The sequence below is a fragment of the Variovorax guangxiensis genome (genome assembly GCF_003952165.1).
In the GTDB taxonomy this organism is placed as follows: domain Bacteria; phylum Pseudomonadota; class Gammaproteobacteria; order Burkholderiales; family Burkholderiaceae_C; genus Variovorax; species Variovorax guangxiensis.
On sequence record NZ_RXFT01000016.1, the window covers coordinates 46418 to 72014 of the forward strand.

The window sequence follows — 25597 nt, forward strand, 5'->3', positions numbered from 1 at the left end:
GTCGGGTTGAATAGTTGTATGCGATTCGAGTATTGGACGGTCCGCACCCCGCCGGCAAAAGATGCACCCATTCCTGCACCTTGAACCACCACGGAGACACAGCATGCCTTCCATCGCGAATTATCGCGGGATCATTCCCGCCATTTCCTGCCCCTTCACGGCCGACCACCGCATCGACGAACCCGCGCTGCGCAAGCTGGCCTCCTGGCTCGCCGGCCATGACGGCGTGGTGGCGGTCATGACCAACGGCCACACCGGCGAGGTGTTCTCGCTCACGCCCTCGGAGCGCGCCGAGGTCACGCGCATCGTCGCCGACGAGTTGCGCGGCCGCATGCCGGTGATCTCGTCGATCGTCTGCGAAGGCCTGGCCGAAGCCGCCGAGCACGCCCGCGCCGCCCAGGCCGCCGGCGCGGTGGCGCTGGACGTGATGCCGCCGCACCACTGGCTGCGCTTCGGCTTCACGCCCGGCCACGCGCTGCAGTACTTCGAGGCCATCCACCGCGCCGCGCCCGAACTGGACCTGGTCTGCCACGTGTACCCGGCCTGGACGCGCGCCTCGTATTCGTCGCAGTTGCTGGCCGAACTGGCGCGCCTGCCCTACCTGCAGGCCTTCAAGGTGGGCCAGCGCGACATGAACAAGTACGCCCGCGACATCCAGGCGATTCGCGAGGCCGATGCCTCCAAGGCCATCCTCACCTGCCACGACGAGTACCTGCTGGCGTCGATGGTGCAGGGCGTGGACGGCGCGCTGGTCGGCTTCGCGACCTTCATCCCGCAACTCATCATCGACCTGTGGAACGCGGTGAAGGCCGGCGACCTGAAGAAGGCGATGGCGGTGCAGGCGCTCATCACGCCGCTGAAGGACGCGGTGTACGGCGGCGGCGAGCCCACCGGCGAGGCCCACGCCCGCATGAAGGGCGGCATGTACCTGGCCGGCGTGCTGGAGAACGCCACGGTGCGCCCGCCCACGGAGGCGCCCAACGCGCGCGAGATGGACGCGCTGCGCGCCGCCGTCGAGCAGGCGGGCCTGTCGAAGCGCTGACAGCAGGGGGCCGCCGCGCCCCTCGATGAAAAGAAAACCAGGAGACAAGAGACATGCAACGCAAGCACTTCCTGCGCGCCACGCTGGCCGCGCTCGCGCTGGCCGCCGTATCGACCGCCGGCCTCGCCCAGAACTGGCCCGCCCGCCCGGTGCGCATGGTGATTCCCTTCCCGCCCGGCGGCACGCTCGACACGGTCGGCCGCCTGCTGGCGCAGAAGCTGGGCGAGCAGACGGGCCAGACCTTCATCGTGGAGAACCGCCCCGGCGGCAACGGCGTGATCGGCGCCGACGTGGTGTCGAAGGCGCCGGCCGACGGCTACACGCTGCTGTTCAACGCATCGACCTTCACCACCGCGCCGATGACCATGAAGTCGGTGCCCTACGAGGTGGTGAGGGACTTCACCCCGGTGGCGCTGGTGGCCAAGGCGCCGCTGTCGGTGGCGGTCAACAAGAACCTGCCGGTGAACGACGTGAAGTCGCTCATCGCCTACGCCAAGGCGCACCCCGGCAAGATGACCTTCGCGGTGGGCTCCATCGGCTCGGCGGGGCACCTGTCGACCGAGCTGCTCAAGCGCGCGGGCGGCGGGCTCGACTACCTGATCGTGCCGTACAAGGGCACGGCGCCTGCCTTCCAGGACCTGATCGGCGGGCAGATCGACGGCTTCATCGACCCGATCCTCGGCTCGCTGCAGTACCACAAGAGCGGCATGCTGAAGGTGATTGCCGTCACCTCGGCCACGCGCGCTGCCAGCCTGCCGAACGTGCCCACGGTGGGCGAGAGCATTCCGGGCTACGAGTTCTACAGCTGGTACGGCCTGTGGGGCCCGGCGAAATTGCCGCCGGCCATCACGCAGCGGCTGAACGCCGAGGTCAACAAGGCGCTGGGCACCGACATGCGCGAGACGCTGAACGCGCAGGGCCTGCTGCTGACGCCGGGCAGCGTCGAGGACTTCGCGAAGTTCCAGGCCGAGGACATGGCGCGCTCGAAGAAGATCATCACCGAGGGCAACATCCATGTCGAATGAGTTCGCTGCAGCGCCCCACGCCGTGGTGACGGGCAGCAGCGGCGGCATCGGCCGCGCCATCGCTTCGCACCTGCTGCAGTCGGGCTGGCGCGTGAGCGGGCTGGACCTGGCCGCGCCTACCCTGTCTTCTCACGCCGGCTTCTCGCACGTGGCGGTGGACCTCAGCGACGCCGCCGCCATCGCGCGCACCGCCTCGGCGCTGCAGGACGCGGGCGCGCTGGTGCACGCGGCCGGCGTGCTGCGCGTCGGCCCGCTGGGCGAACTCGACCATGCGAGCGGCGAACTGATGTGGCGCCTGCACGTGGACGCTGCCACGCGCCTGGCCGACGCGCTCGTGCCCGCGATGGCGGCGCGTGGCAACGGCCGCGTGGTGTTCGTCGGCAGCCGCGTCGCGCAGGGCCTGCCCGGGCGCGGCCAGTACGCCGCGACCAAGGCCGCGCTGATCGCGCTCGCACGAAGCTGGGCCGCGGAAGTGGCGGCGCGCGGCGTGACCGTGAACGTGGTGTCGCCCGGCGCAACGCAGACATCGATGCTTCAGGACCCGGCCCGCGCGGGCAGCGCGCCGCGCCTGCCGCCCATCGGCCGGCTGATCCAGCCCGAGGAGATCGCGGCGCTCACCGGCTTTCTTCTTTCGCCGCAGGCGGCGGCCATCACGGGGCAGGACATCCCGATCTGCGGCGGCTCGTCGCTGCATCTCTGAACCTCTTTCTCTCCCCCCTTCCACCCGGAACCCGATCATGAAAATCGTCAACATCCTCGAATCCACCCGCCCCATCAAGTCGGACATCCGCAACGCCTACATCGATTTCTCGAAGATGACCCTGAGCCTCGTGGCGGTGGTCACCGACGTGATCCGCGACGGCAGGCCCGTCGTCGGCTACGGTTTTAATTCCAACGGCCGCTACGGCCAGGGCGGGCTGATCCGCGAGCGCTTCCTGCCGCGCCTGCTGGAGGCCGACCCGGCCTCGCTGCTCGACGAGACCGGCGACAACCTCGATCCGCACAAGATCTGGGCCCGCATGATGATCAACGAGAAGCCCGGCGGCCATGGCGAGCGCTCGGTGGCCGTGGGCACCATCGACATGGCCGTGTGGGACGCCACCGCCAAGATCGCCGGCAAGCCGCTCTACCAGCTGCTGGCCGAACGCTACGGCACCGGCAAGCCCGACCCGCGCGTGTTCGTCTACGCGGCCGGCGGCTACTACTACCCCGGCAAAGGCCTCGAAGGTCTGCAGCGCGAGATGACCAGCTACCTGGAGCGCGGCTACTCGGTGGTGAAGATGAAGATCGGCGGCGCCACGCTGGCCGAGGACTGCGAGCGCATCGAGTCGGTGCTGAAGATCCTCGGCCCCGGCCAGCAGCTCGCGGTGGACGCCAACGGCCGCTTCGACCTGCCCACCGCCGTCAACTACGGCCGCGCGCTCTCGCAGTACCCGCTCTTCTGGTACGAAGAGGCCGGCGATCCGCTGGACTACGAACTGCAGGCCAAGCTGGGCGAGGTGTATGCCGGCCCGATGGCCACGGGTGAGAACCTGTTCTCGATGCAGGACGCGCGCAACCTCATCCGCCACGGCGGCATGCGCCCCGACCGCGACTGGCTGCAGTTCGACTGCGCGCTGAGCTACGGCCTCGTCGAGTACCTGCGCACGCTCGACATGCTGAAGGAGAACGGCTGGTCGCCCTCGCGCTGCATTCCGCACGGCGGCCACCAGATGTCGCTGGCCATCGCGGCCGGCCTCGGCCTCGGCGGCAACGAGAGCTACCCCGACCTGTTCCAGCCCTACGGCGGCTTCCCCGACGGCGTGAAGGTGGACAACGGCTACGTCACCCTGCCGCCACTGCCGGGCATCGGCTTCGAAGGCAAGGCCGATCTGATCTCCGAGATGCGGGCGCTCGCCAGCTGATGAACTGACGAGCTACCGGGCCGACGGTGCGAGGCTCAGGGATGGAACCCCGAGCGGCGGACCACGGGTTCCCACTGCGCGCGGTAGGCCTTCAACATCTGCGTCGTTTCCGCCGCGTTGCTGGACACGGGCGTGATGAAGAGCGCGTCGGCCGCCTTGTGCAGGCCCGGGTCCTTCATCACGTCGCGGATCGAATTGGCCAGCAGCTGCACCTTGGCGGGCGGCATGGCCGCTGGCGCGAAGAAGGTGTTCCAGCCGTCGGCGTCGATCTTCATGCCGGCCTCGCTGAAGGTCGGGATGTTGGGCGCGAAGCTCGCGCGCTTCTTGCCCGAGGTGGCCAGGATGCGGATCTTGCCGGCCACGTGCTGCGGATAGAGCGAGTCGAGCGTGTCGATGGCAATCGGCAGGCTGCCGTTGACCAGGTCGGCCGCCAGCGGCGCCGAGCCGCCATAACCCTTGATCTGCGGCTGCACGCTCAGCGCGTCGCCCACCATCAGGCCGAAGAAGTGCGGCAGGCTGCCGGTGGCGGGCACGCCGAAGATGGCTTCTTCAGGATGGGCCCACAGCCGGCCCACGAGGAACATCGCGCGGTCGAGCTGGAGCTTGCTGCCGACGGCCAGCGCGAAGTCGTAGCTGCTGACCTGCGAAACGGGCACGAAGTCCTTGTCGGGGTCGTAGCCCGCGTCCTTGATGACCAGCGGCGCAACCACCATCACGGCGGGGTTGCCGAGCATCAGCACGTTCTGCGTGGTGGGCGCGCGCTTCACTTCCTTGGCCGCGAGACGACCGCCTTCACCCGGACGGTTTTCCACGCTCACCTGCACGCCGAGCTTCGGCGTGAGCCGCTCGGCGATCAGCCGCGCGATGCGGTCGGTGCTGCCGCCCGGGGCATAGCCGACCACGAGGGTGAGCGGCCCGCCGTCCAGCGCGGCGGGCGCCTGGGCCTGGGCCAGGGGAGCGCAGGCGGCCAGGGCGACGCCCCATGCCATGATGAGCTTGCGCCGGGAAAGGAATGCGGGCATCGGATCGGGTCTCCTGCGGAGGTGGGCACGAACGGAGGGACGGGCAGGCGCGGTTTCGCGGCGAAAATCGCGCACCAAGACTGTTTCCGGTCGTTCAAATTTGTTACTGGTTTATACGTACAGGGAAACAGTTGATCTAATCAATCAAGTGCCTGCCGAGGCGGGCGAACCACACTTCAACCGCTCGCGCCCTTCACGTTCCGTCACCTGTATGCAACAAGCTTTCCCCGATGCAGGAGCGTTGCGCGCGCCCCATTCACTGGACGACCTGCTGCTCTACCGCATGGCGCGCGCCGTGCGCGCGGGCAGCGGCATGGCGACGCGGCTGGTCGAGGGCGGCTTCGGCATCACGCGCCGCGAGTGGGGAATGATCGCCACGCTCGCCCAGGAGGGCGAGATGACCTCCTCGGCGCTGGCCACCCAGCTGCACCTGGACCGTGTGCGCACCTCGCGCGGACTGCGCAGCCTCGTCGAGAAGAAGCTGGTGCAGCGCCGGCAGAACGCGGAAGACCGGCGCGAAGTGCATGTGCGGCTGAGCGCCTCGGGCCAGCAGCTCTTCGGCAGGCTCTTTCCGCGCATCGCGGGGCTGAACACGGAACTGCTGGAAGGCGTGGCGCCCGCGGACCTGGACGCCCTCCTGCGCTGCCTGCACCACCTGGAGCAGCGCGGCGAGGAACTGCTCGCGCAGGGCGTGGTGGCGGAAAAGGCGGACCGGCGCTCGGGCGGAACGCGGCACCGCTGGCCCGAGCGCGGCGGCTGACCCCGCGGGCGATCAAGCGGGCGGTCAGGCCTGCACGTCCACCACGCTGCCGAGCGTGCCCGACGCACCGCGACTGGCGCGCTGCGTACCCGCGGCGCCTTCCTCCAGCGAGGCCATCGCGCTCTGCTGGACGCCGGCGTTGCGCAGCGCATTCATCTGCTGCTGCAGCATCGCGAGCTTCGCCGCGAGCGCCTCGAGCTGCATCCGGATCGCATCGCGGGCCTCCTCGGGCGCGGCGAGCAGCTGGGCCTGCGTCTCGCCGATCTGTTTCTGCGTGGCGGTGATCTGCCGCTGGATCTTCGCGATCTCGGCGTTCACGTTGACCCCGCTGCCTGTTGCGCCGCCGCTCGCGCCGATGGCATTGAGCATCTCTGTCCTCCTCTGGTTGTCCGCAAGGGAAAGAAGCTATATCGGCAGCCGGCGCGAAAAATAGAGGGCCGCCTCTGATCGCGCCTCCATCGCCCGCGACCGCTTGCACCGCCGCCATGGCCGACTAGACTGGAATCCGAGGGCACCCGCGGTGCCGGGGGCCAAGGAGCCTGCCATGTACAAGCGTGTTCTCGTGGCAACCGATGGCTCTGCGCTGTCGGAGCAGGCGGTCAATGCCGCCATCGATCTGGCCCTGCTCTGCAACGCCGAACTGGTGAGCGTCACCGTCGCGCACATCGAGCCCGTCGGCTACTTCGAAGGATCGCTGATGCTGAGCCAGCGCGACATCGAGGCCGCGCAGGAGCAGTCGGACCATGCCGCGCGCCGGCTGGTCGACAAGTCGGTCGCCGCCGCCACCGCCAGGGGCGTGCGCAATCCGAGGGCGGTGGTCATGAAGTCGAACCAGGTGGCCGAGGCCATCATCGCGGCCGCGAAGAACCAGCAGTGCGACCTGATCGTGATGGCCTCCCACGGCCGGCGCAGCCTGGCGCGCCTGCTGATGGGCAGCGAGACGCTGCATGTGCTGACGCACTCTCACATCCCGGTGCTGGTGCTGCGCTAGCGGCGCCAGCCCTTCTCCTGCTCAGCTCGCGTACCGCTTCTCCAGCGCGTCGAGTTCGGGCTTGCCCACCAGCCGCTGGCGTTCCGCGAAGGGCACGACCAGCGCCGGGTCTTCGTCCACGCGCTTCGTGTCGCGCAGCACCGTCAGCGCCTTCTGCATGCCGGCGACTGCCCCCTGCAGCGCCGCGTTGGCATACAGCACGATGCCGTAGCCCAGCCCGGCGAGTTCCTCGGCGCCGAAGATCGGCGTCCTGCCGCCGATCACCATGTTCATGAGCTGCGGCTTCTTCAGCCGCTGCGGCAGCGCGCGGATCTCGTCGGCCGTGGTCACGGCCTCCACGAAGAGGATGTCTGCACCCGCCTCGCTGAACTTCTGCGCGCGCTCGATGGCGGCCTCGAAGCCCAGCGTGGCGGCGGCGTCGGTGCGGGCCATGACGAGCAGATCGGGGTCGGTGCGCGCATCGACGGCAGCCTTGATCTTGTTGACTGCCTCCTCGGTGGAGATCACGTCCTTGCCCGAGAAGTGGCCGCAGCGCTTGGGCGCGACCTGGTCCTCGAACTGGATGCAGTCGGCGCCCGCGCGCTCCAGCACGCGCACCGTGTGGCGCACGTTGAGCGCGTTGCCGAAGCCGGTGTCGGCATCCACGATCAGCGGCAGGCCCACCGCGTCGCGGATGCGCGCCGTGTGGTCGGCGATCTCGTGCAGGCCCATGAAGCCCTGGTCGGGCAGGCCGAACCACATGTTGGTGACGCCCGCGCCGGTGACGTAGATGGCCTCGAAGCCCAGGTCCTCGATCACGCGCGCCGACAGCGCGTTGAAGGCACCCGGCACCAGCACGCCCCGGCGCGCTTCGGCCAGGGCTCGGAGGGTCTTGCGAGTCGACATCGGTTCTTCCTTGTTGTGTTGCGTTGTCTTGCTGATTCCGGAGGTCAGAGCGTATCGCCGGGCACGCGCACCCAGCCTTCCATCAGCACGCGGGCGCTGCGGCTCATCACGGCCTTGGTCACGCGCCATTCGCCATCGACCCGGCTGGCCTGCGCGCCGACGCGCAGCGTGCCCGAGGGATGGCCGAAGCGCACCGCCGAGCGCTCGCCGCCGCCGGCCGCGAGGTTGACCAGCGTGCCCGGAATGGCCGCCGCCGTGCCGATGGCCACCGCCGCCGTGCCCATCATGGCGTGGTGCAGCTTGCCCATGGACAGCGCGCGCACCAGCAGGTCGACATCGCCCGCCGCGACCGGCTTGCCGCTGGAAGCCGTGTAGTTCGCTGGCCTCGCGACGAACGCGACCTTGGGCGTGTGCTGGCGCCCTGCCGCTTCGCCGATGTTCTTGATGAGCCCCATGCGCACCGCGCCATGCGCGCGGACGGCTTCGAACTTCGCGAGCGCGGCGGCGTCGCCGTTGATCGCGTCCTGCAGCTCGGCGCCCGTGTAGCCGATGGCCTCGGCCTCCACGAAGATGGTCGGGATGCCGGCGTTGATCATCGTCGCGCGCAGCCTGCCGACGCCCGGCACCTCGAGCTCGTCGACCAGATTGCCGGTCGGAAACATCGCGCCGCCCGCGCCCTCTTCTTCCGCAGCCGGGTCCATGAATTCGAGCTGCACCTCGGCGGCCGGGAAGGTCACGCCGTCGAGTTCGAAGTCGCCGGTCTCCTGCACCGCGCCGTCGCTGATGGGCACGTGCGCGACGATGGTCTTGCCGATGTTGGCCTGCCAGATGCGCACCACCGCCACGCCGTCGCGCGGCACGCGGCTCGAGTCGACGAGGCCATTGGAAATCGCGAAGGGCCCGACCGCCGCCGACAGGTTGCCGCAATTACCGCTCCAGTCGACGAAGGGCTGGTCGATCGACACCTGGCCGAAGAGGTAGTCCACGTCATGGCCGGGCCTGTCGCTCTTCGAAAGAATCACCGCCTTGCTGGTGCTCGAGGTGGCGGCGCCCATGCCGTCGATCTGCTTGCCGTAGGGGTCGGGGCTGCCGATGACGCGCAGCAGCAGCGCATCGCGCGCCTTGCCGGGCACCTGCGCGGCCTTGGGCAGGTCCTGCAGGCGGAAGAACACGCCCTTGCTGGTGCCGCCGCGCATGTAGGTGGCGGGAATCCTGATCTGTGGTGCGAAGGAAGCCATGGGCTGCGATTCTCGGTTCATGCGGCCACGGGTGTGGCGCAGGCGAGGAAATCCTGTGCGAAGCGCTGCAGCACACCGCCCGCTTCGTAGATCGAAACTTCCTCTGCGGTGTCGAGGCGGCAGGTCATCGGCACTTCGAGCCGCTCGCCGTTGCGGCGGCGGACCACCAGCGTGAGGTCGGCGCGCGGCTCGCGCGCGCCGGTCACGTCGTAGGTCTCGGTGCCGTCCAGGCCCAGCGTGAGGCGACTGGTGCCGGGCTTGAATTCGAGCGGCAGCACGCCCATGCCGATCAGGTTGGTGCGGTGGATGCGCTCGAAGCCCTCGGCCGCGATGGCCTCCACGCCCGCGAGGCGCACGCCCTTGGCGGCCCAGTCGCGCGAGGAGCCCTGGCCGTAGTCGGCGCCCGCCACGATGATCAGCGGCTGCCTGCGCAGCATGTAGGTTTCGATGGCCTCCCACATGCGCATGACCTGCCCTTCGGGCTCCACGCGCGCCAGCGAGCCGGCGCGCACGCTGCCGTCTTCCTTGCGCACCATTTCGTTCCTGAGGGTCGGGTTGGCGAAGGTGGCGCGCTGCGCCGTGAGGTGGTCGCCGCGATGGGTGGCGTAGGAATTGAAGTCCTCCTCGGGCAGGCCCATTTTGTGGAGGTACTCGCCGGCGGCGCTGTCCAGCAGGATCGCGTTGGAGGGCGAGAGGTGGTCGGTGGTGATGTTGTCCGGCAGGATCGCCAGCGGCCGCATGCCCCTGAGCGTGCGCTCGCCGGCCAGCGCGCCCTCCCAGTAGGGCGGGCGGCGGATGTAGGTGGAGGCGGGGCGCCAGTCGTACAGCGGCGCCACCTTGTCGCCCGCATCGGGCCGGATCGCGAACATCGGCTCGTACGCCTCGCGGAAGTGCGCGGGCTTCACGCAGGACTTCACGATGGCGTCGATCTCCGCGTCGTCGGGCCAGATGTCCTTCAGCCGCACTTCCCTGCCCTCGACCACGGCGAGCACGTCGCGCTCGATGTCGAAGCGCACGGTGCCGGCGATGGCGTAGGCAACCACCAGCGGCGGCGAGGCAAGGAAGGCCTGCCGCGCATACGGATGGATGCGGCCGTCGAAGTTGCGGTTGCCCGAGAGCACGGCGGTCGCGTACAGGTCGCGCTCGACGATCTCCTGCTGTATCGCCGGATCGAGCGCGCCCGACATGCCGTTGCACGAGGTGCAGGCATAGGCCACCACGCCAAAGCCGAGCTTTTCGAGCTCGCCCATCAGGCCGGCCTCTTGCAGGTACAGCGTCACGGCCTTGGAACCCGGCGCCAGCGAGGACTTGACCCAGGGCTTGCGCACGAGCCCAAGCCGGTTGGCATTGCGCGCCAGCAGGCCGGCGGCGATCACGTTGCGCGGGTTGCTGGTATTGGTGCAGCTGGTGATGGCCGCGATGATCACGGCGCCGTCGGGCATGCGGCCCGGCTCTTCGCGCCAGGGCGCCGCGATGCCGCGCGCCGCGAGCTCGGTCGTGGCCACGCGCGCATGCGGATTCGACGGGCCCGCCATGTTGCGCACCACCGTCGAGAGGTCGAAGTGCAGCACGCGCTCGTACACCGCGTCCTTCAGCGCATCGGCCCACAGGCCGGTGTGCTTCGCATAGGTTTCCACCAGCCGCACCTGCTCGTCGCTGCGGCCGGTGAGGCGCAGGTAGTCGATGGTCTGCTGGTCGATCGCGAACATCGCGGCCGTGGCGCCGTACTCGGGTGCCATGTTGGAAATGGTCGCGCGGTCGCCCAGCGTGAGGCTCGCGGCGCCTTCGCCATGGAACTCCAGGTACGCGCCCACCACCTTCGACTGGCGCAGGAACTCGGTGAGCGCCAACACCACGTCGGTGGCGGTGATGCCCGGCTGCGGCCGGCCCGAGAGCCTCACGCCGACGATGACGGGCAGGCGCATCCACGAGGCCCGGCCCAGCATCACGTTCTCGGCCTCCAGTCCACCCACGCCGATGGCGATGACGCCCAGCGCGTCGACGTGCGGCGTGTGGCTGTCGGTGCCGACCAGCGTGTCGGGGTAGGCCACGCCGTTTTGCGCATGCACCACGGGCGACATCCGCTCCAGGTTGATCTGATGCATGATTCCGTTGCCCGGCGGTATCACCTCCACATTCCTGAAGGCCCGCTTCGTCCAGTCGATGAAGTGGAAGCGGTCTTCGTTGCGCCGGTCCTCGATGGCGCGGTTCTTCTCGAAGGCATCGGGGTCGAAGCCGCCGCACTCCACCGCCAGCGAATGGTCGACGATGAGCTGCACCGGCACCACCGGGTTCACCTGCGCCGGGTCGCCGCCCTGCTCGGCAATGGCGTCGCGCAGGCCGGCCAGGTCGACCAGCGCGGTCTGGCCCAGGATGTCGTGGCACACCACGCGCGCCGGAAACCACGGAAAGTCGTGCTCGCGCTTGCCTTCGACGATCTGCCGCAGGCTCTGTTCGAGGATGGCCGGATCGCAGCGGCGCACAAGATTCTCGGCGTGCACGCGCGACGTATAGGGTAGCGTGGCCCATGCGCCTGGACGCAGGGCCTCGACGGCCTCGCGCGCGTCGAAATGGTCCAGCGAAGTGCCGGGAAGGTTCTTGCGGTACTGGGTGTTCATGGGGCGGCGCTCGGGCCTCTTGCCTTCTTGTCTTTTTACTTCCGATCCTGGATCGGCGCGAACTTCAGGTCTTCCGGCCCGGTGTAGTTGGCGCTGGGCCGGATGATCTTGTTGTCGACGCGCTGCTCGATGATGTGCGCCGCCCAGCCCGAGGTGCGCGCGATGACGAAGAGCGGCGTGAACATGGCCGTGGGCACGCCCATCATGTGATAGCTCACGGCGCTGAACCAGTCGAGGTTGGGAAACATCTTCTTGACTTCCCACATCACGCCTTCGAGCCGCTCGGCGATGTCGAACATCTTGGTCGAGCCCGCCTCCTGCGACAGCGACCTCGCCACGCCCTTGATGACCACGTTGCGCGGATCGCTCACCGTGTAGACCGGGTGGCCGAAGCCGATCACCACCTCCTTGGCCTCCACCCGGCGGCGGATGTCGGCCTCGGCTTCGCCGGGCGAGTCGTAGCGCTTCTGGATCTCGAAGGCCACCTCGTTGGCGCCGCCGTGCTTGGGCCCGCGCAGCGCGCCGATGGCGCCGGTGATGGCCGAGTACATGTCGGAGCCGGTGCCCGCCACCACGCGCGCGGTGAAGGTCGATGCGTTGAACTCGTGCTCGGCGTAGAGATTGAGCGAGGTGTGCATCGCGCGCACCCAGGCCTCGGAGGGCTTGCGGCCATGCAGCAGGTGGAGGAAGTGGCCACCGATGGAGTCGTCGCCGGTCTCCACGTCGATGCGCTTGCCCTGCGTGGACCAGTGGTACCAGTACAGCAGCATCGAGCCCAGCGAAGCCATCAGCCGGTCGGCGATGTCGCGCGCGCCCGGCAGGTTGTGGTCTTCCTTCTCTGGAAGCATGCAGCCCAGCGACGACACGCCGGTACGCATCACGTCCATCGGATGCGCGCCGGCGGGCAGTTGCTCCAGCGCCTCCTTCAGGCTCGCGGGCAGGCCGCGCATCGACCTGAGCTTCGCCTTGTAGGCGCGCAGCTCCGCCGCCGTGGGCAGCTTGCCGTGCACCAGCAGGTGCGCGATCTCCTCGAACTCGCAGACCTCGGCGATGTCGAGGATGTCGTAGCCGCGGTAGTGCAGGTCGTTGCCGGTGCGCCCGACGGTGCACAGCGCGGTGTTGCCGGCCGTCACGCCGGACAGGGCCACGGACTTCTTCGGCTTGAAGCCGGTGGGGGCTTCGGCAGGGGAGGCGATGTCGTTCATGCTGCTTCCTTTTCTGGATTCGGTTGTGCGTTGGGGATGCGCCTGGGCCGCCCGCTCTTGTCCACGGCGACCATCTCGAAGAAGGAGTGCAGCGCCTCGCGCGGCGCCTGCCCCAGTTGCTCGAAGCTGCCGGTGACGCTGACGGTGAGCGAGCTGCGGCCCTGCCGGCTGACCCAGGCGCGCAGCCGAAGCACGCTGCCGACCGGCACGGGCGCGAGGAACTGCGCGTCGCCGCAGCCGGCCATGACCACGTCGGCCTGCGCGAAGTCGCGCGCCGCCAGGAAGGCCGCCTTGGACATCAGCATCAGGGCGTTGCCGCCGAACAGCGTGCCGTAGTGGTTCGCATGCTCCGGGAACACGATTTCCGTGAGCTCGAGCGCGGTGTTCCGGTTTGTCATGATTCGCAATTTACGCAAATGCGTACCCATAATGAAGGACTGAATTTGCCAATCATTGCGAATAGAAAACGCCTGATTTGCAAATATTGCGAACACTAAAGATGCAGCAAGGAGCCGCACGATGAGCAAGACCTTCATGGGCGTGCGCCTGCGCAAGCTGCGCGCCGAGCGCGGCATGACGCAGGTGGCGCTGGCGCAGGCGCTGGGCCTGTCGCCCAGCTACCTGAACCAGCTTGAGCAGAACCAGCGGCCGCTCACCGTGGCCGTGCTGCTCAGGATCAGCCGCACGCTCGGCGTCGACGTGCAGCAGTTCTCGGAAGACGAGGAAGCCCGCCTCGTCTCTGGCATGCGCGACGCTCTGGCCGACAACCCCGGCGGTGAAGCCGTCGCCCTGCCCGAGCTGCGCGAGGTGGCCTCGCAGATGCCGGCCGTTGCGCGCGCGCTGCTCGCGCTGCACCGCCGCCACCAGGAAGCGATGGAGCGGCTGGAGATCATGGCCGCCGAGCTGGGCGACGGACGCGGCGAACTCACGAACGCGCGGCCCATGCCCTTCGAGGCGGTGCGCGACTTCTTCTTCGCCCACCAGAACCATTTCGAGGAGCTGGACCTGCAGGCGGAAAAGCTCGCCGACGAAGCGCACGCCCGCGGTGGTCCGCTGTCGGAATGGCTGCAGCAGCGCCTTTCGAAGCAGCACGGCGTGCACGTGGTGCCCACCGATGACGACGCCATCGACAGCCAGCGCCGCTACGACCCCGCCAGCCGCGTGCTGCACCTGTCGGCCGGCCTGGAGCCCGGCCAGCAGGCCTTCCAGCTTGCGACCCAGCTGGCGCTGCTGGAGCAGGCGCGGCTGATCGAGTTGCTGCTGCAGGGCGCCGACTTCAACGACGACGCGCCCACGCATGCGCTGGCCCGCATCGGCCTGGCGAACTATTTCGCCAGCGCCATGCTGCTGCCCTACGGCCTGTTCCTGAAGACGGCGGAAGCCCTGCGCTACGACATCGACCTGCTGGCGCGCCGCTTCGGCGTGGGCTTCGAAACCGTCTGCCACCGCCTGAGCTCGATGCAGCGGCCCGGCGCGCCCGGCGTGCCCTTCTTCTTCATCCGCGTGGACCGCGCGGGCAACATCTCGAAGCGGCAGTCGGCCACGCACTTCCACTTCTCGAAGACCGGCGGCACCTGCCCGCTGTGGAACGTGTACGAAGCCTTCGCGCAGCCCGGGCGGGTGCTGCGGCAACTCGCGCGCATGCCCGACGGGCGCACCTACCTGTGGGTGGCGCGCACCGTGTCGCACGGGCAGCGCGGCTTCGGCTCACCGAGCAAGACCTTCGCGATCGGCCTGGGCTGCGACATCCGGCATGCGCCGAGGCTGGTCTATTCCAAGGGTCTCGACCTCGCGGACCAGGAAGCGCCCACGCCCATCGGCATGGGCTGCAAGGTGTGCGAGCGCACGGCCTGCCCGCAGCGGGCATTCCCGTTCATCGGGCGGGCGCTGGACGTGAACGAGAACGAAAGCCGGTTCACGCCCTACGCGGTAGCGGATTCCTAGACGGCCGACATGGCGGCCGGGGCCTAGACTGCCGATACGGCGGCTGATGCCGCAGCGCGGCCGTCGCCGTAGACCGGCGGCGCCTTGACGATCGAAGTCAGCGCCGGCTCGGCCGCGCGCAAAGCGGTGAGATCGGGACGCGGCCTGCGCAGCTGCGCGCTGGACGAGAACGCCGCCTCCATCGCATGGGCTGCGCCCAGAACCTGGTGGTCGGCCCTGAAGCCGCCCACCACCTGCAGCCCGAAGGGCATGCCCGCATGGTCGAGGCCGCAGGGCAGCGTGATCGCGGGGTGCGTGGTCAGCGTGACCACGTAGGTCAGCGCCAGCCAGCGGTAGTAGTTGGCCTGCGGCTCGCCGTTGATGGCGGCGGCGTACAGCTGCGTCCACGGGAAGGGCGAGACCGGCGTGGTCGGCGACAGCACGAGGTCGTAGTCGGCGAAGGTGGCCTGGAAGCGCTTCAGCAGCCGGGTCTGCTCGGCCTGCGCCCAGGCACTGTCGAGCAGGCTCATCTTCGCGCCCATCTCGTAGTTGGCGCGCGGGTTGGGGCCGAGGCTGTCGGGGTCGCGCTCGTAGGCCGCCTGCATGCCGGCCACGAAGGCCTCGGCGCGCAGCACGTCGAAGCAGCGGTGCGCCTCGCCCATGTCGAACTCGACCTTGTCGCAGCGGCCGAACAGGTGCCGCATGGCTTCGATCTTGCGGCGGAAGGTGGCGCGGATGCCGTCGTCCACGGCGCAAGTGCCGAAGTCTTCGGTCCATGCCACGCGCAGCCGGCCCAGGTCGACCGGCGGCGGCGTGAGGAACGACATCGGGTCCAGCGGATAGCTCAGCGGATCGCCCGCGCACATGCCGGCCGATGCCGCCAGCTGCAGGCAGGCTTCTTCCACGGTGCGGCCCATGGGGCCGACGACAGAGATCGGCGTCCAGCCCAGCGGCTTGCGCACGCTGGGCACCACGCCGGGCGATGGCCTGAAGCCAACCACGCCGCACTTGGCAGCCGGAATGCGCAGCGAGCCCCCGGTGTCGGAGCCGGTGCACACCGGCAGCATGTCGCAGGCCAGCGCGGCCGCCGAGCCGCCCGAGGAGCCGCCCGCATTGAGGTTCGGGTTGAACGGGTTGCCCGTGGCGCCCCACACGTCGTTGCGCGAGTTGGCGCCCGCGCCCATCTCGGGCACGTTGGTCTTGCCCGCGACGACGGCGCCCGCGCGGCGCAGTCGCGCCACCAGCTCGATGTCTTCCGTCGGCACGTGGTCGCGGTAGATCGGCGAGCCCCAGGTGGTGAGCAGGCCCTCGGTAGGCTCCAGGTCCTTCACGCCCATCGGCAGGCCGTGCAGCAGGCCCAGCGCGTCGCCGCGCATGACGGCGCCTTCGGCCGCCTTCGCTTCAGCACGCGCGCGGTCGAAGCAGGTGGCGGTGACTGCGTTGACGAAGGGGTTCAGGCGCTCGATGCGCGCGATGCATGCCTCCAGCAGCTCGACGGGCGAGACCTGCTTGCTGCCGATGAGGCGGCGCAGTTCGACAGCGGATTTTTCGACGAGTTCGCTGGCGGAATCGTGGGTTGTCTTGGCAGAGGTCATCGATGTCTCTTGTTCTGGGCATGGCGCTGCGAATTCGCGGGACACCACGGAACCGGCTTCGCCGGGCCGTGGGTGTCGCCCCCGGCGAGGGGGTTGGCGCAGCGACACGAAGTGCGCGAAGCCCGGGGGAGAGCCAATTCAATCGGCGGTGATGTTGGCTCGCGCGGCAACGGCTCGCATGATCGGCAGTTCGCGGTTGATCAGCTCGACGCTTGCCGCCGCGCTGCTGTAGCTCGGCTCCAGCCCCGCGGCCAGCAGCTTGCTCCTGGTTTCCGGATCGGCGATGGTCGCGGCCAGCGCCTTCTCCAGCTTCGCCTTCACGTCGGCGGGCACCCCTTTGGGGGCCGCGAGCATGAGCCAGGAATCCATCTCGACATCGGGATAGCCGCTCTCGGCAAAGGTGGGCACGTCGGGCAGCAGCGCCGAGCGCTTCGCGGTGGTCAGCGCGATCGCCTTGATCTTTCCGTTCTTGAGCTGCGGAACGGCCGCGCTCACGGTGTCGATGCTGAACGGGATCTGCCCGCCCATCAGGTCGGTCATGGCCGGGGCGCTGCCCTTGTAGGGTATGTGCGTCATCTTCAGGCCAGTGGCGTGCAGCACGGTTTCGCCCGCGAACTGCGCGGTGGTGCCGGTGCCGAAGGAGCCGTACGAGTACTTGCCAGGCGCGGCCTTCACGTAGTCGACGAACTGCTTGACCGTCTGCACCGGCACTTCGCTGTTGGCCAGAAGGATCAGTGCTACGCGCCCGGCGATGCCGATGGGCTCGAAGCTCTTCACCGGGTCGTAGGGCAGGTTGCTGCGGATCGCGGGATTGACGGTGAAGGTGGAGCCCGAACTCAGCAGCAGCGTGTAACCGTCGGGCGTGGACTTCGCCACGTAGCTCGCGCCGACCACCGTGCCGGCGCCACCGCGGTTCTCGATCACCACCGGCTGGCCCAGTTCCTTGCCGAGCTTCTGGGCGATCACGCGGCCGTTGACGTCGGTGGCGCCGCCGGGCGGAAAGGGAATAACCAGCGTGACCGGCCGCGCGGGAAAACCCGTCTCGGCAGCAAGCGAAGCCAGCGGCATGGCGCCAAATCCAAGGCTGCAGCACAGCAATGCCATGCGCGCCACGAGCGGGAGACGGTTCATCGGGACTCCTGGAATTTCGACTGGATGACAGGGGTTCGAGGGTGCGAACGAGTTCATCCTAGGATCGTCATGACGGTGTCACAAGCGCAATGTTTAGAATTCTTCGTTGCCGAATCGGCAATCCACAGACTTCATCCAGATCACTTGCAGGAGCAATACATGGCGCCTCGTGCCTTGCAGGAAACCGCGGTGCGCTACTTTCTCGAGGTCGTGAAGACCGGTTCGGTGAAGGAAGCCGCGGTCAAGCTCAACGTCGCGCCTTCGGCCGTGAGCCGGCAGGTCGCGCGGCTGGAGCGCGAGCTCGACACCCTGCTCTTCGAACGCCATGCGCGCGGCATGGTGCCCAATGCCGCGGGCGAGCTGCTGGCGGCGCACGCCAAGCGCGCGCAGCAGGACATCGAGCGCGTCGCCAACGAGATCGCCGGCCTGCGCGGACTGCGCAGCGGCCATGTGCGCGTGGCGAGCACCGAGGGCTTCGCCTTCGACTTCATTCCCCGGCTGATCGCGCAGTTCCGCCTCAAGCACGCGGGCATCCGCTTTCACCTGGAGGTGTGTGCGCCCGCCGACATCTCACGCCTGGTGCGCGATGGCGAAACCGACGTGGGTATCACCCTCAGCGCCCTGCCCGAGCCAGGCATCGAGGTGGAGCTGCGGCACCCGAGCCCCATCCTTGCGGTGATGGCGATGGACCATCCGCTCGCGCAGCAGCGGCAGCTGTCGCTTCGCCAGGTGGTGGCCTATCCGCTGGGGCTGCCGCAGGAAGACAGCTCCATTCGCCGGCTGCTCGATGCCAGCTGCTCGCGGCAGGAGCTGCGCTACGAGCTGGCCATGTCCAGCAACCATGCGAACTCGCTGCTGAGCTTCGCGGCCGCGGGCGGCGGCAGCATCGCCTTCTACGGGCCGCTGTCGATCCGCACGCTGCTGCAGAGCAAGGCGCTGGTCGCTATTGCGCTGAAGGACCGAGAGATGCACGAGCGGCATCTCGCCATCGAGACCATGGCGGGCCGCTCGCTGCCCGATGCGGCGAAGGCCTTCGTGCGCTTCCTGGTGGATGCGGTGAAGGCCTCGGGCTGAGCGCTCAGCGCTCCATCAGCGTATTCGACGGCAGCGTCTCGTCGAGCAGCTTGCGCGCCGTCTCGATGCCGGCCACCGGCAGCAGCTTCGGGTCGAGCAAGCCCACCTGCACCAGCACGCTGGCCTGGTCCCAGTAGATGTGCTCGTGATAAAGCTTGTCGCCGCGGAACTTGATGACCGCGAGCAGCGGAATCTCCACGCGCTTGCCGGTGGGCGCCACGCCCGGCAGCATCCACGGGATCTCGGTGGTGTGGGTGAAGCAGAACAGCATCTCGTCGACCACCTGCGTGGCGCCGATGGTGCGCGAGATCGGCACCAGCGAGGTGTCGGGCGGGTTGCTGTTGACGAAGTGGTTCGAATAGAAGGCGTGCAGGTTCCTGTAGCCCACGCCGCCGGTCATGGTCGGGATGTGGTTGACGTAGGGCTCGGCCACCATGGTCGACATGGTGTCGTCGACGTTGCGCGTGCCGAACTCGTACTCGCAGTGCTTGTCCCACAGCGCCGAGAGGTCGTAGTGCGGTCCGATGGCGTCCTTCAGCGTGGCGATGCTGCGCTCGTGCGCCATCAGCGCCGAGGGCTTGTGGTAGTGCTCGCCGCCCAGGCGAGCGAAGGCGTGGTCCATGCCCGGGTACACGTGCAGCGAGACGCCGGGGCGGCCCTTGAGCGCCGCGGCGATGCGGTCGCGCGCCTCGGGCGGGCAGAACTTGTCGAGCTCTGCGATGTGCAGCGTGAGCGGGCGCCTGATCTTGTCGGCCTCGTCGAGCGCGGCATCGATGCCCACGCCGTAGTAGCCCACGGCCACGTCCGCGTCGGTGCGGCATGCCGCGAGGTAGGCCAGCTTGCCGCCGAGGCAGAAGCCGAGCACGCCGACCTTGGCACCCTGCACTTCGGGGCGCTGGCGCAGGGCGGTGATGGCGGCCTGCATGTCCTCCATGCCCTTGGCCTCGTCGAAGCCCTGGTAGAAGCCGAAGGCGCGCTGCCAGTCTTCGGGCGAATAGCCCAGCTCCACGTCGGGCTGCTGGCGCCAGAACAGGTCGGGCACGAGCACCACGTAGCCTTCTTCCGCGTAGTAGTCGGCCACCTCGCGCATCGTGGAGTTCACGCCGAAGATTTCCTGCGCGATGACCAGGCCAGGGCCGGTACCCGAGGCCGGCAGTGCGAGGTAGCCGCTGAAACTGCCGCTCGCGTCGGTGGCCTCGATGCGGATGCGTTGTGGTGCCGCTGCTTGAGGTGCTTTCTGCTGCATGTGTTTTGCTCCGTTCATGGGGTGGTGGTTGATGCGGGCCGCGCGCTCATTGCATGCATTCCGGATGTCTTGTGGTCACCTGGTAGTAGCCCGAATGAAAGACCAGCGGCTCGCCGTCGAAGCGGTCGTAGCGCTCGACCTCGCCGATGAAGATGAGGTGGTCGCCGCCATCGTACTGCCTGACGTTGCGGCACACGAATCGCGCGATCACGCCGTTGAGCAGCGGCACGCCGGACGTGCCCTCGCAGCACTCCACGCCGCCGAACTTGTCCGCCTGCGGCGTCGAGAACTGCCGCGACAGGTGATGCTGGTTCGCCGCCAGCACGTTGATCGCGAAATGGCTCGCGCCGGTGAAGTCGGCCAGGCTCGGCGCCTGCCGCGCGAGGCTCCAGAGCACCAGCGGCGGATCGAGCGAGACCGAGGAGAACGAGTTGGCGGTCATGCCCACTCGGCGGCCGTCCATCGCGCGGGTGGTGATCACAGTGACGCCGGTGCTGAATTGCCCCAGCGCCTTGCGGAAGTCGCGCCGGTCGAAGCGGTCCACGACGGCCTCGCGCGCCCGATCTTCGAGAAAGCGATCCGCCTCGGCGGCATCGAACCACCAGGGCGCGAAGGCGCGCGGATCGTCGAAGCCGTTGACCACGATGCTCGCGACCGCGGGCATGCTGGCGGCGCTCTGCAGCAGCTTCTGCAGATGAGGTTGGGGCGGCGCGAGCAGGCTGTTGGTCCAGCCTGTGGCCCAGCGGGCATAGCCTTCCCAGTAGCGGTCGAAGGTCTGCTGCATCCACGCGGCGTCGAAGGGCGCGTCGCCGTGTTCGAGGATGCGCTTGAGGTAGATGTCGGCGCACTTGGCCGCGTTGTTGGAGCCCTGTCCGGTGATCGGATCGTTGAGCACCACCGCGTCGGCCAGGCCCAGGACCTTGCGGCCCGACGGCAGCCGCGCCACCGGCTTGCGCACCGTGGGCGTGAAGCGGCCCGAGAGGATGCCGTTGTCGTCGGTCAGCTCGATGTCGCGGCAACGCTCGGCCTCCCAGGGCAGGAAGGTTTCCAGGATCCACTTGCTGCGGGCAAGGTGCTGCTGCGGTGTCTTCACGTCGGCCCAGCAGTCCATCGGGCCGCCCGGCACGCCTTCGAACACCATGATCTCGCACGGCCCCGTGGTCGTCAGCGCCGGAAACACGAAGTACTCGCCGACGCCGGGAATCAGGTTGAAGCACACCGCCGAGTGCGACGCGCGCGGCTTCATGCCCTTCACGTAGGTCAGCGCCAATGCGCGCTGCGGCTGCTCGTACGGGGAACGCTCGTCGTCGCGCTCGAAGAGCCTGGAGATCTCGCCCTTGCCACTCGCGACGACCACGAGGTCGTTCATCCGCGCGCAGGTCTCCAGGTCGTCGATGCCCATGTCCTGCAGCACCAGCCGGCCGCCGCGCCTCTCGAACTCGGCCATCCACGCGGGAATCTTGAGCCGCTGGTCGACCGACTGCGCGGGGCCGTCGAGCTTCGCGCTCCATTCGATGGCCTTGCCGCCCTCCGGATTGCGCACCGCGATGCCGATGCCCTCCACCGGCGGACACTCGTCCGCCCACCAGTCCAGTCCCAACTCGCGCTCGGTCTGCAGCGCGGTCTCGAACATGCACTGGCTGGACATCACCGGCCCTTCGCCGATCTCCTGCGCGCTGCGGTTGGAGAAGACCGTCACCTCGAGCCCCGAGCGCTGCAGGCCCAGGGCGAGCTGCATGCCGGACTGGCCGGCGCCGACGATGGCCACGCGTCGCTTCATGATGGGCTCCGCTCCAGGCTATGCGACGGCGGCGCAGGTGTCGATGAAGCGCTGCGCCTCGGTCGGATCCGCGAACCACGGAAAGTAGGTGCGCGGATCGTCGAAGCCGTTGGAGAATGCGCTGGCCAGCGGCGGCATCGCACCGGCCGCGCCGAGCAGGTTGAGCACGTGGGGCGGCGGCGGTGCCAGCAGCATGTTGGTCCACTGCGAGACCCATTGCGCGTAGCCGAACCAGTAGCGGTCGAAGGTCTGCTGCATCCAGGCCGCGTCGGCCGGGCCGTCGCCGCGCGCGAGGATGCTCTTGAGGTAGGTGTCCGCGCACTTGGCCGCGTTGTTCGAGCCCTGCCCCGTGATCGGATCGTTGAGCACCACCACGTCGGCCAGGCCCAGGACTTTGCGCCCCGATGGCAGCGTTGCCACCGGCTTGCGCACCGTGGGCGCGAAGCGGCCCGCGAGGATGCCGTTGTCGTCGGTCAGCTCGATGTCGTGGCAGCGCTCGGCCTCCCACGGCGTGAAGGTGTCGACGATCCACTTGCTGCGCGCGAGGTGCTCCTGCGGCGTCTTCACGTCGGCCCAGCAGTCCATCGGGCCGCCGGGCACGCCTTCGAACACCATGATCTCGCACGGCCCCGTGGTGGTGAGCGCGGGGAACACGAAGTACTCGCCCACGCCGGGAATCAGGTTGAAGCACACGGCCGAGTGCGGTTCGCGCGGCTTCATGCCCTTCACATAGGTCAGCGCGAGCGCGCGCTGCGGCTTGTCGTAGGTGGATTTGTGGGCATCGCGCTCGAAGAGCTTGGAGATTTCTCCCTTGCCGCTGGCCACCAGCGTGAGGTCGTGCGTCTGCGTGCAGGTCTCGAGCTCGTCGATGCCCGCATTCTTGAAGACGAGCTCGCCGCCCTTCTTCCGGAATTCGTCCATCCACGCCGGAATCTTCACGCGCTGGTCGACCGACTGTGCGCTCGAATTCAGCCGTGCCACCCAGTCGATGGCCTTGGCGCCCTTCTGCTCGGGATGCGGCACGGCCAATCCGATGCCATCCACCGTGGGGCACACGCTGCCCCAGTGGTCGAGCCCCAGGTCGCGCTCGATCTGCAGCGAGGTGTGGAACATGCACTGGCTCGACATGACCTTGCCCTGGCGGATGTCGCCTCCCGTGCGGTTGCTGAACATCGTGACCTCGTAGCCCGCGGCAAGCAGGCCCAGCCCCAGTTGCAGGCCCGACTGGCCCGCGCCGACGATTGCGATTCGCTTCATTGCCTTGCTCCTTGCTTGGTTGCTTGCTAGTCCATCAACTTGGGAATGGCGGGCACGGCCTGCTCGGGGCCCATGGCGGAGTAGCCGCCGTCCACCGCATAGTCGGCGCCGGTCACGAAGCTCGCGTGGTCGGAACACAGGAACAGCACCACCTGCGCCACCTCGTCCGGGTCGCCGACGCGGCCCAGCAGGTGGAAGGGCGCGGCCACGCGGTCGGTCTTGGCGCGGTCGCCATTCGTGAGCTGGTTCATCACGGCCGACCAGGTCCAGCCCGGGGACACGCTGTTCACGCGGATGCGGTCGGGCGCGAGGTCCATCGCCATGTTGCGCGTGAGCTGCGCCATCGCGGCCTTGCTCACCGGATAGAGCCAGCGGCCCGTCTGCGCCACGCTCGACGAGATGCTCGTGAAATTGACCACCGCTCCGCCACCGGCCGCCACCATGTGCGGATGCACGGCCTGCAGCATCGCCACCGCGCTGGCCACGTTCACGTTGAACGAGGTGAGCCAGTCGGCGCGCGGCGACTTGAAGCCGTCGTCCACGTAGGAGCACGCCAGGTTGACGAGAAAGTGCACGCCGCCGTGCCGCTCGGCCGCTTCAGCCACGCAGGCCTTCACCTGCGCGTCGTCCGTGATGTCGGTGCGCACGAAGTGCACGCCGGCGCCCAGCGAATCGGCCAGGGCCTGGCCGTTGCCGGCGTCGATGTCGGCGATGACGACCTTCACGCCCGCCGCATGCAGGGCGCGCACCACGCCCGCGCCTATCAGTGTGGAGCCACCGGTGACGATGGCGCTCTTGCCTTCGAGTCCCTTGAACATGACGCTTGCTCTCCTCGGTTGATCGGGCAGGCCCGGCTGGTGCCTGTGGGAGCGAACGTTAGGGGCAAGGGTTGCCAGGACGAGTCCCGCAAACGCAGGCGCTGTCCCTGGCGCGCAGATTTCTGGGGAGACGGCTCTCGCGGGCCCCGAGGGGAGGCCCGAATTGTGGGTAGGGATGGTTTTTGCTACGGTGCCCTGGCCCTGTACTCGCCCCATGGAAACCCTCACGACCCCACCGTTGCCGTTGCAGCGCTACCGGCTTTTCGAGAGCCACGACGTGGACGAGGCTCGTGAAAGCGTGGCCCGCATCTTCTGTCCGCACGGCCTGGTCATGCTCAGGCCGCGCACCACGCTGGACGCCTGCCACCACAGCGCGCGGCTGCATCGGGACGTGAGCCTCAACTACGTGCAGTACGGCCCCGGCGTGCAGATCGACCCGGGCTACCTGCAGGATTTCTTCCTGTTGCAGATTCCGTTGCGCGGCGGCGCCGAAATCCGCTGCGGCGCGCAGCAGATCGACGCCACGCCCCGCCTCGCATCGCTGCCCTCGCCCACCGAGCCGCTGTCGATGCGCTGGGCCGACGGCAGCCCGCACCTCATCGTGCGGCTGGCCCGTTCGGCGCTGCATTCGCGGCTGGAGTCGCTGCTGCAGGCGCCCCTCGGACGGCCGCTGGTGTTCGACCTCGGCGTGCCGCTGGACAGCCCCACGCTCGCGCCGCTGGTGCATTTCATCGACTACCTGCGGCTCACGCTCGACGCCGGCAACGGGCTGGAGGCCGGCGGCCCGCTGGCCGAGCATGCGGAGGCGTACCTGATCTCCAGCCTGCTGATGTCTGCCGGGCACAACCACTCGAAGGCCCTCGCCGGGGACAACCAGCGGCGCCTGCTGCCGCGCGTGGTCAGAAAGGCGCAGGAATACATGTCGGCGCATGCGGACCAGCCCCTGTCGCTGGCCGACGTCTGCCGCGAGGTCGGCTGCAGCGCACGCGCCCTGCAGCTGGCGTTTCGCCAGCATGCGGGTCAGGGGCCGATGGAGTTCCTGCGCGAGACGAGGCTCGACAGGGTGCGCACCGAGTTGCAGCGCACATCGGGCGGCGCCGCCGGAGCCGGCGTGCGCGAGGTGGCGCAGAAGTACGGCTTTCTCCACCTGGGGCACTTCGCGGCGCAGTACCGCTCGCGCTTCGGAGAGCGGCCCTCGGAGACGCGGGCTCCGCGCCCCTGCTGACCGCGCGCCCGCTGGGAGTGGATCAGACCGCCAGCGTCTGCTCCACGTCCTGCGTCTTGCGGCGCGCGAGCGCGAGGTTCGACTTCGACTTGTCGAGCACCAGGTAGATGAACAGGCCTTCGTGCTTCTGCAGCGGGCGGATGATGTGGTACTGGCGCCCCAGGGTGATCAGGATGTCCTCGATCACGTCGTTCAGGCCCAGTGCACGCATCGTCTTGTGCTTGGCGCGCACCACTTCGGTATTGCCGGCGGCGGCGACTTCCAGGTCGACGCCCGAACCGATCTGCCCAAGGATCATGCCGCTGCCCGAATCGACCAGCGCCGCGCACAACGCACCGTCGATCGTCATGAGTTCGTCCATGGATTGCTTGATGTTTGCCATCGGAGTCTTTCGTAGGTAGTCCATCGCCCTGATGATCGGCCGCCGCCCGGGCGAATGATGAGCGGCGGCCGCTTGTAAAAAGGCTGGGTGCTCAGGCTCGCTGTAGCGCGAGCGTGGCCTGCTTGGAGAAGTACAGCGCCTGGCCGATGACGGCGTCCTTGCCCGTCACCACGCTCACGATCAACCCCGCTTCCTCGTGGCGGGCCTGCAGCATCAGGATGTGGCCCAGCGCGGTTTCGATGGCGACGTTCTCGCACTGGCCGAGGCCGCTCTCCTCGCCCGCCACCGCGCCGAGCGCGGCCAGCGAGCTCGCGATGGCCGACATGCGCGCGACCTGCGCGGTGTTCTCGGCGCGCGCGGCGAGCTCCATGCCGTCCTCGGTCGCGATCACCACGGCCTTCACGCCCTTGATCTCGCGCATGAGCGTGTCCACGACGGTCTCGGCGGCGTCCTTGATGCGGGGTGCGATGTTCATG

24 protein-coding genes and 1 pseudogene are annotated in these 25597 nt (G+C 68.6%); 9 read left to right on the forward strand and 16 right to left on the reverse strand.

Annotated features, from left to right (window positions below; all coding sequences use genetic code 11):
* The first annotated feature begins 103 nt into the window (after nucleotides 1–103).
* The 4 genes from EJP67_RS27925 to EJP67_RS27940 are packed head-to-tail and all read left to right on the forward strand — an operon-like array spanning nucleotide 104 to nucleotide 3971.
* Nucleotides 104–1042 (forward strand): dihydrodipicolinate synthase family protein, encoded by a 939-nt coding sequence (locus EJP67_RS27925; protein WP_126024994.1) that lies wholly within the window; start codon nucleotides 104–106, stop codon nucleotides 1040–1042.
* A gap of 53 nt (nucleotides 1043–1095) precedes the next feature.
* The gene (locus tag EJP67_RS27930; protein ID WP_126024995.1) at nucleotides 1096–2067 is read left to right on the forward strand and encodes a Bug family tripartite tricarboxylate transporter substrate binding protein; all 972 of its coding nucleotides are present in this window, start codon (nucleotides 1096–1098) and stop codon (nucleotides 2065–2067) included.
* Entirely contained in the window at nucleotides 2057–2767 is a 711-nt protein-coding gene (locus EJP67_RS27935) for an SDR family NAD(P)-dependent oxidoreductase (RefSeq protein ID WP_126024996.1), read from the forward strand. Before EJP67_RS27930 ends, EJP67_RS27935 begins: the two co-directional genes overlap by 11 nt.
* Nucleotides 2768–2804: 37 nt before the next feature.
* Entirely contained in the window at nucleotides 2805–3971 is a 1167-nt protein-coding gene (locus tag EJP67_RS27940) for a mandelate racemase/muconate lactonizing enzyme family protein (protein WP_126024997.1), read from the forward strand.
* 35 nt (nucleotides 3972–4006) lie between these two features.
* Here the strand turns inward: EJP67_RS27940 and EJP67_RS27945 are convergent, their stop codons facing one another.
* Complete coding sequence (locus tag EJP67_RS27945; RefSeq protein ID WP_126024998.1) at nucleotides 4007–4993, reverse strand: tripartite tricarboxylate transporter substrate-binding protein; 987 nt, start codon at nucleotides 4991–4993, stop codon at nucleotides 4007–4009.
* 211 nt (nucleotides 4994–5204) lie between these two features.
* Here EJP67_RS27945 and EJP67_RS27950 point away from each other — a divergent pair, with 211 nt between their 5' ends.
* Nucleotides 5205–5753 carry a MarR family winged helix-turn-helix transcriptional regulator gene (locus EJP67_RS27950; protein WP_126024999.1) on the forward strand — a complete coding sequence of 183 codons (549 nt, stop codon included), beginning with the start codon at nucleotides 5205–5207 and terminating at the stop codon, nucleotides 5751–5753.
* A gap of 24 nt (nucleotides 5754–5777) precedes the next feature.
* Here the strand turns inward: EJP67_RS27950 and EJP67_RS27955 are convergent, their stop codons facing one another.
* Nucleotides 5778–6122: a FlxA-like family protein gene (locus tag EJP67_RS27955; RefSeq protein ID WP_126025000.1), complete on the reverse strand. Its 345-nt coding sequence runs from the start codon at nucleotides 6120–6122 to the stop codon at nucleotides 5778–5780.
* A 175-nt stretch (nucleotides 6123–6297) separates the two neighbouring features.
* Here EJP67_RS27955 and EJP67_RS27960 point away from each other — a divergent pair, with 175 nt between their 5' ends.
* On the forward strand, nucleotides 6298–6744 hold the full coding sequence (locus EJP67_RS27960; protein WP_126025001.1) for a universal stress protein: 447 nt from the start codon (nucleotides 6298–6300) through the stop codon (nucleotides 6742–6744).
* Nucleotides 6745–6765: 21 nt separating this feature from the next.
* On the opposite strand, the gene EJP67_RS27965 is transcribed toward EJP67_RS27960, so the two are convergent.
* From EJP67_RS27965 to EJP67_RS27985, 5 genes are read right to left on the reverse strand one after another with little or no spacing between them, the layout of a single operon-like run.
* Nucleotides 6766–7629 (reverse strand): isocitrate lyase/PEP mutase family protein, encoded by an 864-nt coding sequence (locus EJP67_RS27965; RefSeq protein ID WP_126025002.1) that lies wholly within the window; start codon nucleotides 7627–7629, stop codon nucleotides 6766–6768.
* A 44-nt stretch (nucleotides 7630–7673) separates the two neighbouring features.
* Nucleotides 7674–8867 (reverse strand): 2-methylaconitate cis-trans isomerase PrpF, encoded by a 1194-nt coding sequence (prpF, locus tag EJP67_RS27970; RefSeq protein ID WP_126025003.1) that lies wholly within the window; start codon nucleotides 8865–8867, stop codon nucleotides 7674–7676.
* A gap of 17 nt (nucleotides 8868–8884) precedes the next feature.
* Nucleotides 8885–11485 (reverse strand): Fe/S-dependent 2-methylisocitrate dehydratase AcnD, encoded by a 2601-nt coding sequence (gene acnD / locus EJP67_RS27975; protein ID WP_126025004.1) that lies wholly within the window; start codon nucleotides 11483–11485, stop codon nucleotides 8885–8887.
* A 35-nt stretch (nucleotides 11486–11520) separates the two neighbouring features.
* Nucleotides 11521–12690 carry a bifunctional 2-methylcitrate synthase/citrate synthase gene (gene prpC / locus EJP67_RS27980; protein WP_126025005.1) on the reverse strand — a complete coding sequence of 390 codons (1170 nt, stop codon included), beginning with the start codon at nucleotides 12688–12690 and terminating at the stop codon, nucleotides 11521–11523.
* Nucleotides 12687–13088 carry an acyl-CoA thioesterase gene (locus EJP67_RS27985; protein WP_126025006.1) on the reverse strand — a complete coding sequence of 134 codons (402 nt, stop codon included), beginning with the start codon at nucleotides 13086–13088 and terminating at the stop codon, nucleotides 12687–12689. Before EJP67_RS27985 ends, prpC begins: the two co-directional genes overlap by 4 nt.
* Before the next feature lie 121 nt (nucleotides 13089–13209).
* Between EJP67_RS27985 and EJP67_RS27990 the strand changes: the two genes are divergently transcribed.
* The gene (locus tag EJP67_RS27990; RefSeq protein WP_126025007.1) at nucleotides 13210–14634 is read left to right on the forward strand and encodes a short-chain fatty acyl-CoA regulator family protein; all 1425 of its coding nucleotides are present in this window, start codon (nucleotides 13210–13212) and stop codon (nucleotides 14632–14634) included.
* A 23-nt stretch (nucleotides 14635–14657) separates the two neighbouring features.
* Here EJP67_RS27990 and EJP67_RS27995 read toward each other — a convergent pair whose 3' ends face one another.
* Together EJP67_RS27995 and EJP67_RS28000 are read right to left on the reverse strand one after the other, a co-directional pair.
* Nucleotides 14658–16208, reverse strand: a complete 1551-nt coding sequence (locus tag EJP67_RS27995; protein WP_126025008.1) for an amidase — start codon at nucleotides 16206–16208, stop codon at nucleotides 14658–14660.
* A 138-nt stretch (nucleotides 16209–16346) separates the two neighbouring features.
* Entirely contained in the window at nucleotides 16347–17339 is a 993-nt protein-coding gene (locus EJP67_RS28000; RefSeq protein WP_126025009.1) for a Bug family tripartite tricarboxylate transporter substrate binding protein, read from the reverse strand.
* A 159-nt stretch (nucleotides 17340–17498) separates the two neighbouring features.
* Between EJP67_RS28000 and EJP67_RS28005 the strand changes: the two genes are divergently transcribed.
* Nucleotides 17499–18413 (forward strand): LysR family transcriptional regulator, encoded by a 915-nt coding sequence (locus EJP67_RS28005; protein WP_126025010.1) that lies wholly within the window; start codon nucleotides 17499–17501, stop codon nucleotides 18411–18413.
* 4 nt (nucleotides 18414–18417) lie between these two features.
* On the opposite strand, the gene EJP67_RS28010 is transcribed toward EJP67_RS28005, so the two are convergent.
* The 5 genes and pseudogenes from EJP67_RS28010 to EJP67_RS28025 all read right to left on the reverse strand — a co-directional run bounded on the left by EJP67_RS28010 (nucleotide 18418) and on the right by EJP67_RS28025 (nucleotide 23514).
* On the reverse strand, nucleotides 18418–19659 hold the full coding sequence (locus EJP67_RS28010) for a dienelactone hydrolase family protein (RefSeq protein WP_126025011.1): 1242 nt from the start codon (nucleotides 19657–19659) through the stop codon (nucleotides 18418–18420).
* A gap of 46 nt (nucleotides 19660–19705) precedes the next feature.
* Nucleotides 19706–20203 (reverse strand): flavin reductase family protein, encoded by a 498-nt coding sequence (locus tag EJP67_RS34040; protein ID WP_240650810.1) that lies wholly within the window; start codon nucleotides 20201–20203, stop codon nucleotides 19706–19708.
* A pseudogene (locus EJP67_RS34190) lies at nucleotides 20201–21439 on the reverse strand (styrene monooxygenase/indole monooxygenase family protein); the annotation flags it as partial. The pseudogene EJP67_RS34190 and the gene EJP67_RS34040, both read right to left, overlap by 3 nt.
* Nucleotides 21440–21457: 18 nt before the next feature.
* A complete protein-coding gene (locus EJP67_RS28020; protein WP_126025013.1) occupies nucleotides 21458–22696 on the reverse strand; it encodes a styrene monooxygenase/indole monooxygenase family protein in 1239 nt (412 codons plus the stop codon).
* A 26-nt stretch (nucleotides 22697–22722) separates the two neighbouring features.
* Entirely contained in the window at nucleotides 22723–23514 is a 792-nt protein-coding gene (locus tag EJP67_RS28025; protein ID WP_126025014.1) for an SDR family oxidoreductase, read from the reverse strand.
* A 214-nt stretch (nucleotides 23515–23728) separates the two neighbouring features.
* On the opposite strand from EJP67_RS28025, the gene EJP67_RS28030 reads away from it, so the two are divergent.
* Nucleotides 23729–24739 carry an AraC family transcriptional regulator gene (locus tag EJP67_RS28030; protein WP_126025015.1) on the forward strand — a complete coding sequence of 337 codons (1011 nt, stop codon included), beginning with the start codon at nucleotides 23729–23731 and terminating at the stop codon, nucleotides 24737–24739.
* A 22-nt stretch (nucleotides 24740–24761) separates the two neighbouring features.
* Here the strand turns inward: EJP67_RS28030 and EJP67_RS28035 are convergent, their stop codons facing one another.
* Nucleotides 24762–25121: a hypothetical protein gene (locus EJP67_RS28035; RefSeq protein WP_019656468.1), complete on the reverse strand. Its 360-nt coding sequence runs from the start codon at nucleotides 25119–25121 to the stop codon at nucleotides 24762–24764.
* Nucleotides 25122–25212: 91 nt separating this feature from the next.
* Entirely contained in the window at nucleotides 25213–25596 is a 384-nt protein-coding gene (locus tag EJP67_RS28040; RefSeq protein ID WP_126025016.1) for a roadblock/LC7 domain-containing protein, read from the reverse strand.
* Between the last annotated feature and the right edge of the window lies 1 nt (nucleotide 25597).